Origin of the sequence: Asaia spathodeae NBRC 105894 (genome assembly GCF_025994195.1) — a bacterium.
GTDB lineage: Bacteria > Pseudomonadota > Alphaproteobacteria > Acetobacterales > Acetobacteraceae > Asaia > Asaia siamensis.
Genome location: NZ_BAPY01000005.1, coordinates 325,269 through 342,062 on the forward strand (window position 1 = coordinate 325,269; position 16,794 = coordinate 342,062).

Annotated in this window: 11 protein-coding genes; 6 read left to right on the forward strand and 5 right to left on the reverse strand. The window is 57.9% G+C overall.

The genetic code is table 11. The features are described from left to right. The first annotated feature begins 227 nt into the window (after nucleotides 1-227). Entirely contained in the window at nucleotides 228-2,495 is a 2,268-nt protein-coding gene (locus tag AA105894_RS06025) for a glycoside hydrolase family 3 C-terminal domain-containing protein (protein ID WP_267310900.1), read from the forward strand. Between the two features lie 114 nt (nucleotides 2,496-2,609). On the opposite strand, the gene AA105894_RS06030 is transcribed toward AA105894_RS06025, so the two are convergent. Together AA105894_RS06030 and AA105894_RS06035 are read right to left on the reverse strand one after the other, a co-directional pair. Next, on the reverse strand, nucleotides 2,610-3,563 hold the full coding sequence (locus tag AA105894_RS06030) for an N-acetylglucosamine kinase (protein WP_267310901.1): 954 nt from the start codon (nucleotides 3,561-3,563) through the stop codon (nucleotides 2,610-2,612). A gap of 93 nt (nucleotides 3,564-3,656) precedes the next feature. Then, entirely contained in the window at nucleotides 3,657-6,035 is a 2,379-nt protein-coding gene (locus AA105894_RS06035; RefSeq protein WP_267310902.1) for a TonB-dependent receptor, read from the reverse strand. A 390-nt stretch (nucleotides 6,036-6,425) separates the two neighbouring features. Here AA105894_RS06035 and nagB point away from each other — a divergent pair, with 390 nt between their 5' ends. Continuing rightward, nucleotides 6,426-7,193, forward strand: coding sequence for a glucosamine-6-phosphate deaminase (nagB, locus tag AA105894_RS06040; RefSeq protein ID WP_267310903.1), 768 nt, complete (start codon nucleotides 6,426-6,428; stop codon nucleotides 7,191-7,193). Between the two features lie 79 nt (nucleotides 7,194-7,272). Here nagB and AA105894_RS06045 read toward each other — a convergent pair whose 3' ends face one another. The 3 genes from AA105894_RS06045 to AA105894_RS06055 all read right to left on the reverse strand — a co-directional run bounded on the left by AA105894_RS06045 (nucleotide 7,273) and on the right by AA105894_RS06055 (nucleotide 11,402). Next, nucleotides 7,273-9,435, reverse strand: coding sequence for a beta-N-acetylhexosaminidase (locus AA105894_RS06045; RefSeq protein ID WP_267310904.1), 2,163 nt, complete (start codon nucleotides 9,433-9,435; stop codon nucleotides 7,273-7,275). 67 nt (nucleotides 9,436-9,502) lie between these two features. Beyond that, nucleotides 9,503-10,252 (reverse strand): copper homeostasis protein CutC, encoded by a 750-nt coding sequence (locus tag AA105894_RS06050; protein WP_267310905.1) that lies wholly within the window; start codon nucleotides 10,250-10,252, stop codon nucleotides 9,503-9,505. Nucleotides 10,253-10,265: 13 nt separating this feature from the next. Next, nucleotides 10,266-11,402 carry an ROK family transcriptional regulator gene (locus AA105894_RS06055; RefSeq protein WP_267310906.1) on the reverse strand — a complete coding sequence of 379 codons (1,137 nt, stop codon included), beginning with the start codon at nucleotides 11,400-11,402 and terminating at the stop codon, nucleotides 10,266-10,268. Nucleotides 11,403-11,693: 291 nt separating this feature from the next. On the opposite strand from AA105894_RS06055, the gene AA105894_RS06060 reads away from it, so the two are divergent. The 4 genes from AA105894_RS06060 to AA105894_RS06075 all read left to right on the forward strand — a co-directional run bounded on the left by AA105894_RS06060 (nucleotide 11,694) and on the right by AA105894_RS06075 (nucleotide 16,769). Further along, nucleotides 11,694-12,602: an ROK family protein gene (locus AA105894_RS06060; protein ID WP_267310907.1), complete on the forward strand. Its 909-nt coding sequence runs from the start codon at nucleotides 11,694-11,696 to the stop codon at nucleotides 12,600-12,602. 56 nt (nucleotides 12,603-12,658) lie between these two features. Further along, the gene (gene gluP, locus AA105894_RS06065; protein ID WP_267310908.1) at nucleotides 12,659-13,939 is read left to right on the forward strand and encodes a glucose/galactose MFS transporter; all 1,281 of its coding nucleotides are present in this window, start codon (nucleotides 12,659-12,661) and stop codon (nucleotides 13,937-13,939) included. Nucleotides 13,940-13,943: 4 nt separating this feature from the next. After that, the gene (gene nagA, locus AA105894_RS06070; protein WP_267310909.1) at nucleotides 13,944-15,062 is read left to right on the forward strand and encodes an N-acetylglucosamine-6-phosphate deacetylase; all 1,119 of its coding nucleotides are present in this window, start codon (nucleotides 13,944-13,946) and stop codon (nucleotides 15,060-15,062) included. A gap of 303 nt (nucleotides 15,063-15,365) precedes the next feature. Continuing rightward, nucleotides 15,366-16,769: a carbohydrate porin gene (locus AA105894_RS06075; RefSeq protein WP_267310910.1), complete on the forward strand. Its 1,404-nt coding sequence runs from the start codon at nucleotides 15,366-15,368 to the stop codon at nucleotides 16,767-16,769. Nucleotides 16,770-16,794 lie beyond the last annotated feature (25 nt).

Genomic DNA, 16,794 nt, shown 5'->3' on the forward strand with positions numbered 1-16,794 from the left:
TGCGGGCAGATCTGAAACAACCAGTAAGAACTTACGCGCCATCCCGTTCCTAGAGACAGAAGAGACAAAAATAACCGTGATCTCGGCAACCATTCCTCGCTGCGGGTCGATAGAAATATCTGGTTGACCACCAGTTCTCTTCTTCACCTTTTCCACATAACGCGAGGGGATCTGGTTTGACAGGATGAGAGAGATTTTATCTCTCCATGCCTGAGGAGAAAAAGATCATGTCCTCCCGTCTGAAAGCTGGCCTGCTCGCAACAGCGCTCTGTGCGCTTCCGCTGCTGAGTTCTGCCGAAGCCAGATCTGCGCTCGATGAGCGTGTTGATGCCACACTCGCCAAACTCGACCGCGCGCAGCTCGAAGCGCTGATCGTCACCCATATTCCCGAAATGATGCAAAACCCTGCCGCTGCCGGTGATGCGCAACATGCAGCCGCGTGGTCACCCGCCATGCCCGAGCACGGCATTCCCGCCATTACCGAGACAGACGGCACGATTGGCGTAGGTGCCCGCATCCAGGATTCACGCTATGAGAGCACGGCCTATCCGGCGGCCCTCGCCAGCGCCGCCTCATGGAACCCCGCCCTGCTCGAGGCCCTTGGCCGTTCGGTCGGGCGTGATGCGCGTGATCGCGGTTTCAATATCCTGCTCTCGGGAGGAACCAATCTTACACGCGACCCGCGTGGCGGGCGCAATTTCGAATATCTGGGTGAAGATCCGCTTCTGGTTGGACGTCTTGCCGGGTTTTATGCCAGAGGCGCTCAGTCGAACCATATCCTTGCCACCATCAAGCACTTCGCCCTGAACGATTACGAGACAGGCCGCACGCAATATGACGTGTCGATCCCGCGTGAGGCGGCAATGGAATCCGATCTGCTCGCCTTCAACATCGCCTTGCGCATCGGCAAGCCAGGCGCCGTCATGTGTGCCTATAACATGGTCTGGGGTGCCTATAGCTGCGAGAGCAAACCGCTCCTGACCGACATCCTGCGTCGTCAGTGGCATTATCCCGGCTATGTCATGTCCGACTGGGGCGCCGTTCACAGCACAGAGAAGTCGGCCGAAGCCGGTCTCAACCAGGAATCCGGCGCTGAGATCGACACGGCAATCGGGCTTGGCGGCACGGGAATGCTGCAGGACACGCCCCTCTCGGCAGAGACTACCAGCCGCATCGCCGCGGCCATAAAGAATGGCACCTTGTTCGCTCAGGCGTTCTACGCCCCCGGACAGCTCGCTTCTGTCGTGTCTGACGAATCCCTGCGCGCCATGGCGCGCCCCATCCTCTACGGTCTCTTCGCCACAGGTGCCGAACAACCCATTGAGAAAAAGCCAGTCGATCGGGCTGAGGGCTACAAGACAGCCCTTGAGGCCGCCCAGCAAGGGATCGTTCTGCTCAGGAACGAGAAATCTGCCCTCCCTCTGTCAAAATCGATCAGATCGATTGCCGTGATTGGTGGCCATGCTGACAAGGGGGTGATCTCAGGAGGCGGCTCTCCCACGGTTCTGCCCTTTGGCGGCAATGCGATCCCGCAAAAAGGCGAGCAGATCATGTCGCAGCAGGTCTGGGACCCCTCTGCGCCCCTCACCTACATGCGCCGTCTGGCACCGCAGGCTGCCATCTCCTTTACTGAAGAAACCGACCTGCCGAAGGCCGAGCAGGCGGCAAAGAGCGCCGATGCCGTGGTGCTTTTCATCGCCCAATGGTCAACAGAAGGGCGTGACCGCGCCACGCTGTCACTTACCGATGCCCAGAACAAGCTGATCGCAGCCATTGCGCGTGCCAATCCGAATGTGACCGTCGTGCTTGAAACCGAGGGGCCGGTGCTAATGCCCTGGCTGGATCAGGTGCGCGCCGTCGTTCAGGCCTGGTATCCCGGCAGTGCCGGGGGCGAAGCCATCGCGCAAATCCTGTTTGGTGATGTCAATCCGTCGGGCCATCTGCCGCTCAGCTTCCCGCTTTCGGAGAACGACCTGCCGCGTCCGGCTTTGCCGGTTGCACCGCCTCTCACCGAGGGGCGCCCGGCCAGTTTCCAGATCGCCTATGATGAAGGTGCGGATGTCGGTTATCGCTGGTTCGCCCGCACAGACAGGAAAGTGCTGTTCCCGTTCGGCCACGGCCTGTCCTACACCCGCTTCACTTACGACCATTTCGTCGTCAAGGCAGAGCGCGCGCCTTCCGCATCGGTGACGATACGCAATGACGGAGACCGCGATGGCTGCGACGTTGTGCAGCTTTATGCCGAAGGTCAGGGCATCGGGCGCCGTCTCGTTGGCTGGCAGCGCGTCTCCGTGCCTGCCCATCAAAGCCGGGACGTGACAATACCGGTCGATCTTCAGACCATTGCCCGCTTCTCCCAGAGCGATAATCGCTGGCATGTCACACCGGGCAGCTATCAGCTGCGTGTTGCCCATTCCGCCGCAGAGGAAGGCCTGACCAGCGCGATCCTGCTCAAGGGCACCACGATTGCTGGCACCGAACCGCGCTCTGAGTGATGTCTGCGGCCTATTCTTTGCCGGTGACTTCTACCGGCAAAGAGTGCCAACAAGCTATGCCCTTTGGTACCCGCCTCCTTGAGGCGGTGGGTACCCAAAAACCGTCAGCGCCTTTCAGGAAAGCCCCTCGGCCTCGAGCGAAACGGCAAGCTGCGCGATAAAACGCTCATCGGTCTGCCAGCCCGCAAGCGAGGCTGCAACAAGAACAGCGCCACCGATAGGCGGCAGACCGGGAGCCAGAGGCGCGCCACATTCCCGAGACAGCGCCTCACGCAGGATCGCGCTCCGCATGGTGCCCCCCGCATAACTCCAGCGAAGGGTTTCACCACTCAGCCGGTGACGCAAACCGTGCACATGACAGGCGAGCGCCTCTGCTGCCTCGGCAAAAATCTCACGCGCGATCTCGCAGCCCTGTTCGGCAAATCTCCCGATCTCGACAGCGAGGGCGGCTACCGAGGGGCGTATCTCAACGAGATTGGCATACCATTCCTGAAGGGCGCTGCCACAAAGCGCTGCATCTTCCGGCCATCCCTGCAGAGCGGCAAAGCGCGAGACAAAGCCGGATTTATCTTCCACGCGACCATCCAGACATTGAGATAGGCGCGCCAGCGCAAGACGACCAATCCAGTAGGCACTACCTTCATCGCCAAAAAGACTGCCCCAGCCACCGACACGGGCGGTCTGCCCATCCTCGCCCATGCCCCAGGCCATCGATCCGGTGCCAGACAGCAGCAAAATGCCTGGCCCGTTCAGAAAAGCACCACGACAGGCCATATCGACATCGTTGTGGATACTGTGAGGCGCCGGGCAAAGGGTTGCGAGCGTCTCGGTCAGTTCACGGCTCAACCGGCCACTTTCGCCAAATCCAGCCATACCGAAAGCGGCTGCGGCAAGATTCTGCTGCTGCCCCATCATGAGACCCGTCAGGACTGCGCGCCATTCGGGCACGTCGAACGGGTTCGACCCACCTGCCTTGCGCCACGCTGCTATGGTCCCATCCTGACGCACGCGCAGGAGCAGTGTTTTCGTACCGCCGCCATCAATGGCGACTATCTCGGTTTTCTGCACGTTGGTTCCGTCTTTAAACCGTTGAAACGCGCCCGGAACTTCTCCGGGCGCGCGTATCGAGTCAAGCAGGGGATGCCTGGACTCACACCAGTGTCAAAATCCCGTCGAGAGTGAGACCAGTGCCGCAAAATTGCCGCCCACAAGATAGATCGGCGATCCTGCCTTGGTTGTATTCCCGTAGATTCCCGTTCGCGATTGGGTGCTGGTGACAAAACTCGCCGGTGCGGAGCGATAGAGATTATTGCCGACATTCACGAGATTGAGCTGGATCTTCGGTCCATTCAGATGGGGCACATGCGGCAGTCTGTAGCCCAGAGTGATATCTGACAACACATAACCAGGCATGCGCTGGTCATTCATGAAGCTCGAAAACTGCGAACTGATGTAACGCAGGCTGAAATTGCCGAAAAACCGCTTGTTATCGTCATAGGCAAGCCCGACCGACGCCGTCACATGAGGCGTGGCCACCATGGTTTTGCCTGCGGTAGGAAGATAATCGATAACTGACTGACCGGCTGCATTGGTTGCCGAGACCGGAAGGTTGTTATCGGTTGTCGCATGCAGATACTGCGCCGAGACATAAGGGCTCACATGATGCCAGGGCTTGAGACCGAACTCGCCCTGAATGCCGCGTATGGTCTCGCCACCGACATTGATCGGCATGGAGACAAGCGTATTGGTGCCAGGAATATAAGAGGTCGAGCTGACCTGATGATTGGTCAGGTTCATATTGAAGGCCGAAACCTGAAAATGAATCAGCGTGCCATTATGGCGATAGCCGATTTCCTCTCCAATGCCGTATTCTCCCTTCAGATTCCCCGGCTGGGAGGTCGCGCCCACCGAGTTGGGATCGAATATCTGGCTATAGGCCTGCACCGAGGCGGGAGCGCGAAACGAGGTCGTGCCATTGATATAGATCTGGTCTTTGGAGGTCAGTGAATAACTGATTGCCACCTGGGGCAGTGGCGCAAAATAATTGCGTACCGTCTTGTAGGGATCGGCCCCCGGCACGTCATTCGTGCCCTGACGCGACACCATGACGGTGCGGAAACCCGCGCTGAGCGTCAGCCTGTCATTCAGCAGCTTGAGCGTATCGGCGATGTAAAGCGCATTGGTCTGCTGCATGAAGTTCAGATTATAGCCGCTCAGAAGCGCCCCTCCCGGTACCCTGATACCATAGGCCCCGTAGGAATTGGCTGCCTTCCCCGAGAAATCGACCGTCGCAAAGGTCGAATGCTCCTCATGCATGGCGTAGGAATACCAGTAGCCGCCCGACAACGTGTTATGCCCCGATGTCCAGTCCAGCGACGTATTGACCGCGCCCACTTTCTGGTTCCACGGGTCAACGGCCACCGTCGTGATCTTTCCATTCGTGACATAAGGCTGGTTCAGATCGCCATAGACCTGAGTGCCGAATGTGCCGCCCGATGCGGGAATATTCTCACCGCCCACAGCCGGACCATATTGATGCACGAAATAGGGGGTGACCCTGAGCTTGAGACCGTGCGCCAGCGTGAAATGCGTCGGTACCACCACGTCGAGCGAGTTCAGGTTGCTTAGCTGCAGCTTGTAATAATTGGCATCACCCGGCGTATAATGGTCGCTGTAGCTCAGACCCTCACCCCATTGCTTCCATTGTGCGGCGGTCGGCGAGCGAAAGGGCGTCTGCTCCTGACGGTTATAGCCGAACACGGCCGTGACCGAATTGCCATCACCCCATTCCTTCAGGAATTTCGCATCGACATGGTAACGCTTGAGCCCGCCGGGGCCACGCCAGTTATTATTCGATTGATGCGAAAACGACATGAAGCCGCGAATGCCCGTTTTACCGATATCGCCCGTGTCGAGACGCAGAAATTCCTTGTTGGCGCTTTTATTGCCGCCCATCAGATTGATGAAGCCGCCATATTTGTGAGACGGATTCATGGCCGTTGCCGAGATCTGCCCGCCGACAGCATTGAATGTCGGCGCGTTCAGATCGGGTGATCCCTGAGATACCGTGACCGAACCGAGATTTTCGGTATCGACCAGCATGGCCGTATAGGGTTCATAATTGATGGGGTCGGCCAAAGGCGCGCCCTCGAACAGATACCCGATCTGGCTCTGGTTCATGCCGCGCATGGTGATGTTATCGCCCGCCGTCGCAAGAGGGCTCTGATTGGCATAAACGACGCCCGGCAGATTGGCGATCATTGAAGAGATATTGCCCGTTGGCGCCTGCTTGGCGATGAAATCACGCGTCACACCGCTTTGCGAGCGCGGCGCGGTCTGTTTTGGCATAAGACCGCCGCCCGGCGTGGTGTTGCTGGTGCCATCGGCATGTCGGCCCGCAGCCTTGACGGAAATTTCCTCGGCCTGAGGGTTCGCCCCCAGGACCGAGCCCTCAGTAGCACTGCCGGATTTGTGCCGGGATGAAACAGGCTTGTGCTCTTCGCCTGCCGCAGGTGCCGCAAATGCCGACAGATTTCCCATTGCATAGTTTATTCCGATTGCGGAACAAAAAAGAAGTAGATCGCGTCTCATATGCCGCATGGTCAACTCCCGCCGGTTGGGCTCTTGATTTTGAAGTGACGTGGAATTTGCAGGAGAATTCGTTTCTTTACCGCATTGTTCCACTGTATCAGAAAACGTTAGACGGCAAATTTCCGCCCTGCAATTGTTTATTATTAGAATTAAGTATTTTTCCCGAGAATCTGGAAATTTTCCTGATTTAAAGCATGCCCAATAACGATTTTGCGTGATGACCATGCCTTACAGTTTAATTTGTCTCGATAAACTAAGTGAGCCTTTTTAAAGGGAGGGCAGAGCCCCATATTCCCTGACGGTTTCCTACCGCTCTTTTTGACAGGATCATGCAGTTTCATGCGCCTCTTCATCATGCCAGACCCGCATTCCGCCACACGATTCGCTGCGAATGAGATAGCCAGCCTGATGATAGAGCGCCCGAATCCCGTGCTTGGCCTGGCGACAGGGCGGACGATGGAAGGGGTTTATCGCGCCCTGTGCGGAATGCATCGCGAAGAAGGTCTCGATTTTTCAACCACGACCAGCTTCAATCTGGATGAGTATGTCGGACTGAGCGCAGCCGACCCGTGCTCCTATCATCATTACATGAATGCCCTGCTTTTCAACCATGTGAACAGCAGGCCCGACGCCATCCATCTCCCCGCAGGAGATGCCCCCGATCTCGACGCCGAATGCACGGCCTATGAGGAGTCCATCAGGGCCAGTGGCGGCATCGATCTGCAACTGCTCGGTATTGGCGATACAGGGCATATCGGTTTCAACGAGCCCCCCTCGCCGTTTGACAGCCGCACACGCTGCGTCACGCTCAACCAGAAGACACGCATCCAGAATGCAGCGATGTTCGGAGGCAACCCCGACGCCGTGCCGACACGCGCCCTCACCATGGGTGTCGGCACCATTCTGGAAGCCCGCCAGTTACTGCTTCTGGCCCTCGGGCAATCGAAAGCCGCCATCATCGCCAAGGCGCTGGAAGGCCCGGTCGGGCCGCAGGTCAGCGCCTCGGCGATCCGCCTGCACAGGCAATGCACGGTCATTCTCGATGAAGCGAGCGCTTCAGCACTCAGCGCCGAGACGCGCGGACAGGCACTTTTCCAAGCGAACTGACGCTGAAGACGGCCGATTTTTTATCTAACCTGCGGAGATGAACCTCATCGGGGAGCAAATACTCCCCGATGAACGACCCTCATTTCGCTGCGGAGACCAGTGACCGGATGCCGGGCACGATCGCGATAAGCAGCCCGCTTGGCGGCTGCGGCTGAACGCTCGATGCCTCATGATCAGCGCTCGCCGCGTAGGCCTTGTCCTGCTCTGCCAGAAGCGCATTGGCATGATCATGCCATTCGCGGCTCTTTTCCCCTGGTTGCAGGGCCTCGAGACCCAGCCTCGACAGAGCCGCGATCTGGCTCGACACGGGCTTGGCTTCATTCACGCAGTCGGGGCCCGGTAGCGCCTGGAACGCGATATTATTGGCTTCATAACGCGCCAGTTTTTCCTGCAGTGACACAACGACACTGCGATCACCCCCTGCATAGCGCGCCGCCAGCGCATTGAACGCATTGCCCTCGAAACTATCGGCAGACGCGATGGCGGCTGGCGATAGGAGTATGGCCTCGCCCTTACGATCCGCTAGTCGATTGATGGCGTAATTGCGCACAGGCACGGTCAGGGCGACAAGCTGGGTCAGAGGCACAATATTCTGCGGCGTCAGACGCGCGATCATGCGCGCCTGGTGGTCAGATGCCTCAAGACCGAAATGCTCGAGTGTGTTCAGCACCTCGGGCAGGCGTCGGTTGAGTGCATCCTTGTCAGTAACTGACTGGGGCGACCAGAACCGTTCTGCAATGGCCGCCGAGCGCGGCCAGAGCCGCTCATCGACCATTTCATCCGAGACGATTTCGGTCCAGAGCGGCGCCTCGCCACCCAGCACGAGTTTTTTCTGCGCTTCGTCGAGAGGCGGCGCATTCGGATCGCGCATGAACGCTTCATGCAGCGGCTTTTCATTCTTCGCTGGCGCCCTGAACGCCAGACCATCGGCGCGCGTATCATAAGGATCGACGGCATAATGCGTCGATGAGGGTGTCAACAGATCGAGATAATAGCCCGAGGACACCACAACCGGATGACCAAGCCTGGTTGCCGTTCCGACCCATTTGGAGCCACGCCAGGCCTCGACCACGACATTTTTCGGGATGGGCGCCTCACTGACCTCGTCCCACCCCATCATGATCTTGCCATCGGCACTCAGGATCTTCTCGATCTCCGCCGTAAAGGCCGCCTGAAGCGCAGGGGCATCGGCGAAACCGTGGGCCTTCATATAGGCCGCAATCAGCGGATTATCGTTCCACTGCCCTGCCACGACTTCATCGCCACCGGTGTGGAAATAGCGATCCGGGAAAAGCGCGGCCATTTCACCGAACAGCGTTCGGGCAAAACCCAGCACCTTGTCGCTGGTGGGGTCCATGGCCGCCATATTGAGATCTGGATGTTTCGTGCAATGGGTTGTCACCTCGTCATTGCTAGAGGCGACCCGGCAATCCTGCTGCCAGTCCTGAACCGTTGGCACAGGATGCTGTGCCGCCAGATCGGGATAGGCCGTGAGAATAGCCAGCGTGTGCCCGGGCACATCAAATTCGGGCACGATTCGTATGCCGCGATCGGCTGCATAGGCAATGAGCTCTTTTACCTGTTCCTGCGTGTAATATCTGCTGTGCCCGCCGAGTTGCTGCAGAAGTGGCAGGCGCTTGCTTTCCACCCGAAAACCCGTGCCGTCGCTCAGATGCCAGTGCATCACATTGAGCTTGGTCAGTTCCATCGCATCAAGCTGGCGCTTGAGCGTATCGAGCGACTGGAAATGGCGCGAAACATCCATCATCAGCCCACGCCACTTGAAGCGCGGCGCATCGACAATATGCCCCTGCGACAGGACCGGCACAGCGCCATGCGTATCGATCATCTGCAAGATCGTGGCAAAGCCGTGTATCACCCCGGCAGGACCATCTGCGTTGAGCACGATCTCTTTCGACGACACATCGAGCGTATATCCCTCGCGAGCATCAAGCGAGAGATAGGCAGGGTCTTTTCCCACCGAGATTTTGAGCAGAACGCCGGATTTTGCGCCTTTTTTCCCCGACGCGATGCCAAGCTGGCCCAGCCTTGACTCGAAACGGGCCAGCGCGCGTTTGAGCAGGGGCGAAGGTGCGTGAGTCCACACCACCTCTGGCAGCGCGGACAGGGCAATAGCCTGCCCGTGCAACGAAGCCTGCGCCGGCTCTGGCATGAAAACAGGCGTCAGGGGGGCCGCGTGCGCCCTGTCGGTCGCAGCACAGGAGAGCAATAACGCACTCAATGCCAAACCGGAACGAATTGACAGGCGGGAAAGGACCATGGCGTTCGACCTTCTTTTCCTGAAACGGTTAGCCGTGCTGTGCCGCGCAGGCTGCCTGGTACAACCGCACGATCTCCACCGGGCATGTCACGGCATGATCCGCCGCGAATCCGAATTGAAGCAGACGTTCATCCTGCACTGCTGTTTTCTGACGACAAGAGGCGTGGAAGGATTTCACCCCAGATATTTTAGAAAGTGTAGTAACTTTATCAGCACGAACAAAGCCACCCGCCATGATATCGATGCGTCCGGCGGCTCGTTCACGCAATTGCCGCAACATATCGGCGCCATCGGGCGCCCTGGGCGTCAGACCAGACGTCAGAATACGCTCGAAACCCATCGCGATCGCCTGTTCAAGTGCTTCGAAAGGATCTGGCACGAGATCGAAAACGCGATGCAACTGACGGCGCAAAGGACCGCATGCCTCAGACAAGCGTGCCAGCATCGCCACATCGAGCCGTGAATCAGACAAGGCCGCCCCCAGCACGACACCGGCGAGACCTGCCTGGCGTATGGCCGCGATATCGCCGAGCATCTGTGCTTCCTCATTCGGAGAAAAGACAAAATGCCCGGAGCGAGGCCTGACCATAGCAAAAACAGGAATTTGCGATTGTCGGGCCAGGGCGATCAGTCCCGGCGTTGGCGTCAGACCGCCCAGATCCAGAGCCCCGCATAATTCTATACGCGACACACAATCGAGTTGGGCCGCAAAGAGCCCCTGCGCGTCATCGACGCAGATTTCCAGACTGATGTCGTCGCGCGTATCGGCAGCATTCATGACGCGCCTCGTTTCAGAGACTGGTATTGCCGAACAGAAAACGCTGCGCCGCCAGACTTGCCGCACCTGTCGCGAAATCGTTCGGATAGAGCGGCCCGAGAACGAGTTCAGTCTGATAGCTTTCACGACGCAACACATGCGCCTCGACAGCCTGCTTCAACGCCCTCGCAAACACGCTCTCGACAAGATGCGGATCAAGCCTGACGACGATGCGTAACGGGTCTATGAACTGGATGACCTGAGAGAGAGACACCCCCAGCGCCGTGCCAGCGCGGTGCAGAATAGCCAGCGCCTCGGGTTGCCCCTCAGTCGCGAGCTCGACAATCTGCCCGATATCGCCCGGCAACCCTGAGCGACGCGCAGCCCCCAATATGGCAGGCAGGGCGGCAACGGTTTCAAGACAACCACGATTGCCGCATCGGCACGGCAGGGCCTCCAGATCGATCGCGATCGGAGAATGGGAGATTTCGCCCGCCCCGCCGTGATGACCCCGGTGCAAATGCCGGTTGATGATATGAGCACCGCCAATACCCTCGCTGACGAAGACGAGGCTGAAGTCGTCCAGTTCTCCGGAATTGCCGAAAAGCTGCTCACCAATGATCAGAGCATTGGCATCATTCTCGACGAAAACCGGCAAGCCTGTCATCTCGGCAAGACGCGGGCCGATATCGACATCAGTCCACCCCAGCGTGGCTGAGGCCAGACATATCTGACTGTTCCCTGAAACAATTCCGGCAATCACCACGCCGATCCCGGCCAATGCCCCAATACTGTCGGGATAGGTATCTCTGATATCCTGCACGGCACCCGCCATGGCAGCAAGACAGGCCTCGACATCGGTGACAAGAGGCATGGTGAACTGCCTGTGAATCTTGCCATGCGGATCGGTCAGAACGATATGCGCCGGATCGGCCTGCAACGAAATACCGATGAAACTCGCGGCATCCTGTCGAAGCCCCAGCATGACAGCTGGCCGCCCGAAACCGAACACACGCTCGCGCTCATCGAGAATATTCTGCTCGATCAACTCCCTCACCAGTGCCGTGACACTGGCCTTGCTGAGGTTGAGGATACGGGCAAGATCGGTACGGCTCTGCGGACCGGAACGGCTGAGCACGCTCAGTATACGATGATGACCTGTAGAGAACATGAATTATTTCATTTGCTAAATTAATTAAACCCACCTTACGGTCTCATCCCGTGCTCTCGAAGAGCAGCACCAACACCGGCCCGCCATTGTTTGGCTCAGGAGTCAGATTTCATAGTAGCGACACACGCGTTAAACTGTCCATAAGCGACAGTAAAAAATTATAATGCTGTATCGCCCAATACATCTGGCGACCATAATATGATCAGGCAAGATTATGAAATGATTAAGTCATCCCTCAAAAACCGGCTAAACGACCTAAAATAAAAAACAAAAACATACTGAAGGCACTCAATGGCAAAGCAGATGAACACGCGCGCCCCAACGCTCCTTTGCGCCGATATCGGCGGCTCTCACATGCGTATTGCCCGGGTCACCCCGGACCTGCATCTCGTTGAGCGCAGCCAGATTGCTACTCCCGGGCATGATTTGACGCTTTTTGTCGACGCCTTCTCACAGATGGTCCACCAATCCCCGGTTGGTATCAAGGCAATCCACCTCTCCCTCGCCGGTCTGCAGGACCCTGAAACTGCCGAGTGCAAGGCTGCCAATATTCCCTGCATCAGCGGCATCGCTCTCGCCCCCCTTCTGAGCCAGAAACTCGGCATGACAGTGCGGATCGCCAATGACGCAGATTGCTTTGCGCTGGCCGAAGCCAGAGCAGGCGCAGGAATGGGCCATGACAATGTGTTCGGGATGATTCTCGGAACAGGCGTCGGGGGCGGCCTTGTGCAGAACGGCAGACTTATCGTTGGAAGGCAGGGGCTTACCGGCGAATGGGGGCATGGCCCTCTGCTGCGACGTGGCGACAGGGATTATCCCTATCTTGCCTGCGGATGTGGCCAGTCCGGCTGTCTGGATACGATCGGCGGCGCGCGAGGATTGGAAAAATTCCATTTCTGGCGTTGCGAAGAAACGCGCAGCAGCCGCGAGATCATGACAGGCTGGCTGTCGGGCGAGCCATCCTGCCAACGGACGATGGAGCGCTATATAGACCTTCTTTCGGATGCTCTGGCGATCATGATCAATGTCACGGGTGCAAGCTGCGTTCCCGCTGGTGGCGGATTGAGCGCAGTCGATGACCTTATCGAGGCATTGGATCGGGCGGTACGCAAGAAATGTCTCTGCGAAACGGCCACTCCGATTATTGTGAAAGCGAAACTTGGAAATGATGCTGGCCTGATCGGGGCGTCTTACCTATAATCCACATAGTTTATTTATTAAAATAAATTCCCCGTTTGCCTGAGGACGTGTTTACCATGCTCAAGGTCCCCTGTACCCAGAACAGACTGGTCGGCCCTTACGGCTATTCCGCGCTGGCCGTCTCTGCATTGATCTTCTTTGCCATGGGCTTTGTCACCTGGCTAAACGGCCCGCTTATTTCCTTCGTGCGCGTCGCATTCTCGCTCAGCGAGTTCAGCGCTTTCTTCATTCCGCTTGCGTTTTATTTCTCGTTTTTCCTTTTTTCCATTCCGACCTCTCTGATCGCGCGACGACTGGGGCTGAAAACGGGTCTCACCCTGTCTGTTCTGGTTTCGGCACTGGGCGTTGCTGTCTTCGGACAATTCGTCGCCTGGCGTATCTATCCTGGAGCCCTCACAGGATTGCTGATTCTTGGCGCCGGTATTTCTCTCATGCAGGTCGTCATCAACCCGCTCGTCAGCCTGCTTGGCCCGCCAGAACGTGCCGCCCAGCGTATCTCGATCATGGGCATCTGCAACAAGGCTGCAGGCATTCTCGCGCCTATCGTTCTGGGGCTTCTGGTCATGCGCAATATCGGTGCCGTTGCTGAAAAGGCGCAATCGGCAACCGACCCGGCCGTACGCGAAGCGCTGCTCAATAATTTTGTTCAGGCGCTTTATGCCCCCTATCTCGGCATGGCTGGCATACTGGTCCTGATCGCCATCGTGGTAGCCTTCGCGCCTCTGCCCAATCTCGAAGCACCCGTCATTTCTTCCGGTGAGGGCTCACAGCATCGCTTTTTCAAGCCTCATCTCGTTTTCGGCTTTATCGCCATGTTCCTGTATGTCGGCATTGAGGTGATGGCAGGCGATGCCATCGGCACTTATGGCCAAGGTTTCGGTTTGCCGCTGGACGAAACCAAATTCTTCACCGCGCTCACCCTGACTGGCATGCTTCTGGGCTACATCATGGGGTTCATCATCGTACCGCGCTTCATGAAGCAGGAAGTCTATATGCAGCTTTCCTGCGCGGTGGGCTGCGTTCTGACCGTTCTGGCCGTTCTGACCCAAGGGTATCATTCGGTGTTCTGTGTGGCCCTGCTGGGCGTTACCAATGCCATGATCATGCCGACCATCTTCCCCATTGCCATTCGCGGCGCTGGCCACATGACAGCCATGGCCTCAGCCGTCATGGTCATGTCCTATAGTGGCGGCGCGGTCGTGCCGCAGTTCTATGTCTGGCTCAAACCCGTCTTCGGGTTTCAGGGCATGTTCGCCATGATCGTCATTCCCGCCTATCTGGTCATCCTGGCCTATTCACGCCGTTATGGCCGCGTCGGACTGACCGAACAGGACTGATTTCATGACACAGACACTGACAGGCCAGATTGTTCTGGCTGACCGCCTTCTTGCCGGCACGGTACGCTTCGACACGCATATTCGGGAAATCGAAACGGGAGGCGCCGCGCCGCACGATTACATTCTGCCGGGCTTTATTGATGGCCATGTGCATGGAGGTGACGGCGCAGATACGATGGATGGCGCTGCAGCGATAAGGCGTCTGGCGCATTATCATATGCGCCATGGGACGACGACCATTCTGCCGACCACCATCACCCGCCCGTGGGAAGATGTCATCACCGCCCTGAAGGCCGTTGCGGAGGTCATGCAGAGCCCAGATCCCGACGGGCCGCGCATTCACGGCGCGCATCTCGAAGGGCCGTTCGTCAGTCCTCACAAGCTTGGTGCCCAGCCCCCTTTCGCGATCGCTCCCTCGCCTGAGAAGATTTCGGAAGTTCTCTCTCTTGGCTGCGTAAGGGTCGTCACCCTCGCCCCGGAACTCGAGCACGCCAGAACTGCCATTGCGAGTCTGGCAGAAGCCGGGGTACGTATCAGCATCGGCCACACCACCGCCGATTACGAGACAGCCATGGACACGATTGCCACCATCTGCACCTGTGGAGGCATCGCCGGTGGCACGCATCTCTTCAACGCCATGTCTCCGATAGAGGGACGCAAACCTGGCCCTGTCACGGCTCTGATGTGTCATGACGCGAGCTATGCCGAAATGATTTTCGACACCCATCACGTCCACCCCGCCAGTTTCCGTCTTGCTTCGCGTGTCATGCGCAACCGTCTGCTTTTCGTGACCGATGCCATGCGTGGTGCGGGTCAACCTGACGGCCCGAGCACGCTGGGCGGACAGGATGTCATGATCGAGGGGGGAGTCGTCCGTCTGCCCAATGGCTCGCTCGCAGGGAGTGTGCTGAACCTCGATCAGGCTTTGCGTAATGCGGTGACTCATGGGGCCTCACTCAGCGAGGCAAGCCGATTGGTCAGCGGCAACGCGGCTTCCTATCTGGGCCTCACCGATCGTGGCGCCATCGAGACGGGCAAGCTGGCTGACATGGTCGTGCTGGACCGTCATCTGGCCATCAAGGAAGTCTGGGTAGGAGGACGCAAAACCTTCGCGCATGCCTGATGCCCGTTACATTATGATCAAATTAATCACTGGTTTATAACAAAATAACACGAAATTTTGTAGTCGTCTTCCGTGTGCTCCCGTCATGACTTTCTGTTAATGCCATCACCATTATCGACGTCGCTTTCAGAAAATCTACCGAAGAGGCGTCGACCCGATGATTAATTTGCCCGATGGTTATTTGGATTGAGAAACGTGACGAGCAAACCCGACCTGATGTCCCTCCGAGACAATGCCTCTTCTCCGGCAAACCCGGCCAGGCAACGACCAAAGACACGACGTGGCCTCGGGGTCGCTTTTACAATGGCACTTCTGGCGGCCCCGCAAATACCCTCAATCGCCAGGGCACAGTCAGAAACGGCCAGAACACTCGACACCGATCAATACACTGCCATCGGCTTCCCCATCGCAGGACAGGGGGCAGTGCCGATCGGACCGCTAGTCCCTTCCCTGTATGGTAATCCGCATCTTTTCGGTGATTGGGGCGGCGCACAAAGCTGGATGCAGAAACGCGGCATCTTCCTCAATATCGCGCTCAACGAAGAATATATGGGCAATGTGACGGGCGGCCGCACACGCGATAACGTGCTGGCGGGTCAGGTCGCCGCTGAACTCGACATCGACTGGCAGAAGCTCGCGGGTTTTCAGGGCTTCTGGACCCATCTTCTGGTCGTGAACGGTCATGGCCGTAACTTCAGTTCGACACTGGGCGATTACGTCTCCAATCCTGAGCAGATCTACGGCTCGCGCGGCAATGTCGTGGCGCATCTCGTCTCGATGTATGCCGACAAGACCTTTCTGCATGACCGCGTGATTCTCTCGGCTGGTGTCATTCCCACGGGCACGTTTTTCGATTTTGACGCGCTCGCCTGTAATTTCATGAATGTCAGTGTCTGCGGCAATTTCGCACCGGGCAAATATGCACCCGGCGGTCGCGACTGGCCTTCTGCCAATATCGGCGCGGTGCTGCGCGTGCGACCGACCGAGCGCACCTATATCATGGGCGGTCTTTTTGCCGTCAGCCCGCATGCCTTCAATGGCGGCGTTTCAGGCTGGGCACTGGCTCAGGACGGGCTGGGCAAACTCAGCTCGCAGTTCGAGACCGGCTGGGACCCAGCCTTTGGCAAGGACAAGCTGCTCGGCCACTACAAGATCGGCTTCTATTACGACAATTCGCGCTATCCCAATCTTTATGAAGACCGGTATGGCGGGTCCTATCAGGCAAGCGGACTGGCCGCCCGCAAGGAATCCGGCATGTGGTCGAGCTGGTTCATGTTCGACCAGATGTTGGTCAGAAGCGGCAAGGGCATTGCAGATGGTCTGATCGTGATCGGTGGCGTTGGCTATGCGCAAGGCAATGTCGTTGCCATGCGCGACCATGAATGGATCGGCCTGCTGCAAAGTGGCTCACCCTGGCATCGTCCGCTCGATGAAGTCGGCATCATGTTCCAGCATATGAACATGAGCCGCTCGATCCGCCTTCAGCAACAATCTTCCGTAGCGCTCGGCCTGCCCTTCGTTTCCAACCAGTGGGGCAATGTCTATGGCGTGCAGAACTGGGAGCAGGTCTATGAGGCCTTCTACAGCCTGCATGTCCTGCCCGCGACCTCGCTGCAATTCGACTTCCAGTATCTGCAGCATCCCGGCGCCACGACGACATTCAAGGACGCCGCCATTCTGGGTGGCCAGCTGACAACGAATTTCTAACCCCCCTTCCCGCCCCAACCGGGGC

Bases quoted from the DNA above. Each gene is read 5' to 3' on its own strand.
- AA105894_RS06055 (WP_267310906.1), bottom strand. From the start codon at position 11,402: ATGTTCTCTACAGGTCATCATCGTATACTGAGCGTGCTCAGCCGTTCC.
- gluP (WP_267310908.1), top strand. From the start codon at position 12,659: ATGCTCAAGGTCCCCTGTACCCAGAACAGACTGGTCGGCCCTTACGGC.
- AA105894_RS06025 (WP_267310900.1), top strand. From the start codon at position 228: ATGTCCTCCCGTCTGAAAGCTGGCCTGCTCGCAACAGCGCTCTGTGCG.
- AA105894_RS06060 (WP_267310907.1), top strand. From the start codon at position 11,694: ATGGCAAAGCAGATGAACACGCGCGCCCCAACGCTCCTTTGCGCCGAT.
- AA105894_RS06050 (WP_267310905.1), bottom strand. From the start codon at position 10,252: ATGAATGCTGCCGATACGCGCGACGACATCAGTCTGGAAATCTGCGTC.
- AA105894_RS06035 (WP_267310902.1), bottom strand. From the start codon at position 6,035: ATGGGAAATCTGTCGGCATTTGCGGCACCTGCGGCAGGCGAAGAGCAC.
- nagB (WP_267310903.1), top strand. From the start codon at position 6,426: ATGCGCCTCTTCATCATGCCAGACCCGCATTCCGCCACACGATTCGCT.
- nagA (WP_267310909.1), top strand. From the start codon at position 13,944: ATGACACAGACACTGACAGGCCAGATTGTTCTGGCTGACCGCCTTCTT.
- AA105894_RS06075 (WP_267310910.1), top strand. From the start codon at position 15,366: ATGGCACTTCTGGCGGCCCCGCAAATACCCTCAATCGCCAGGGCACAG.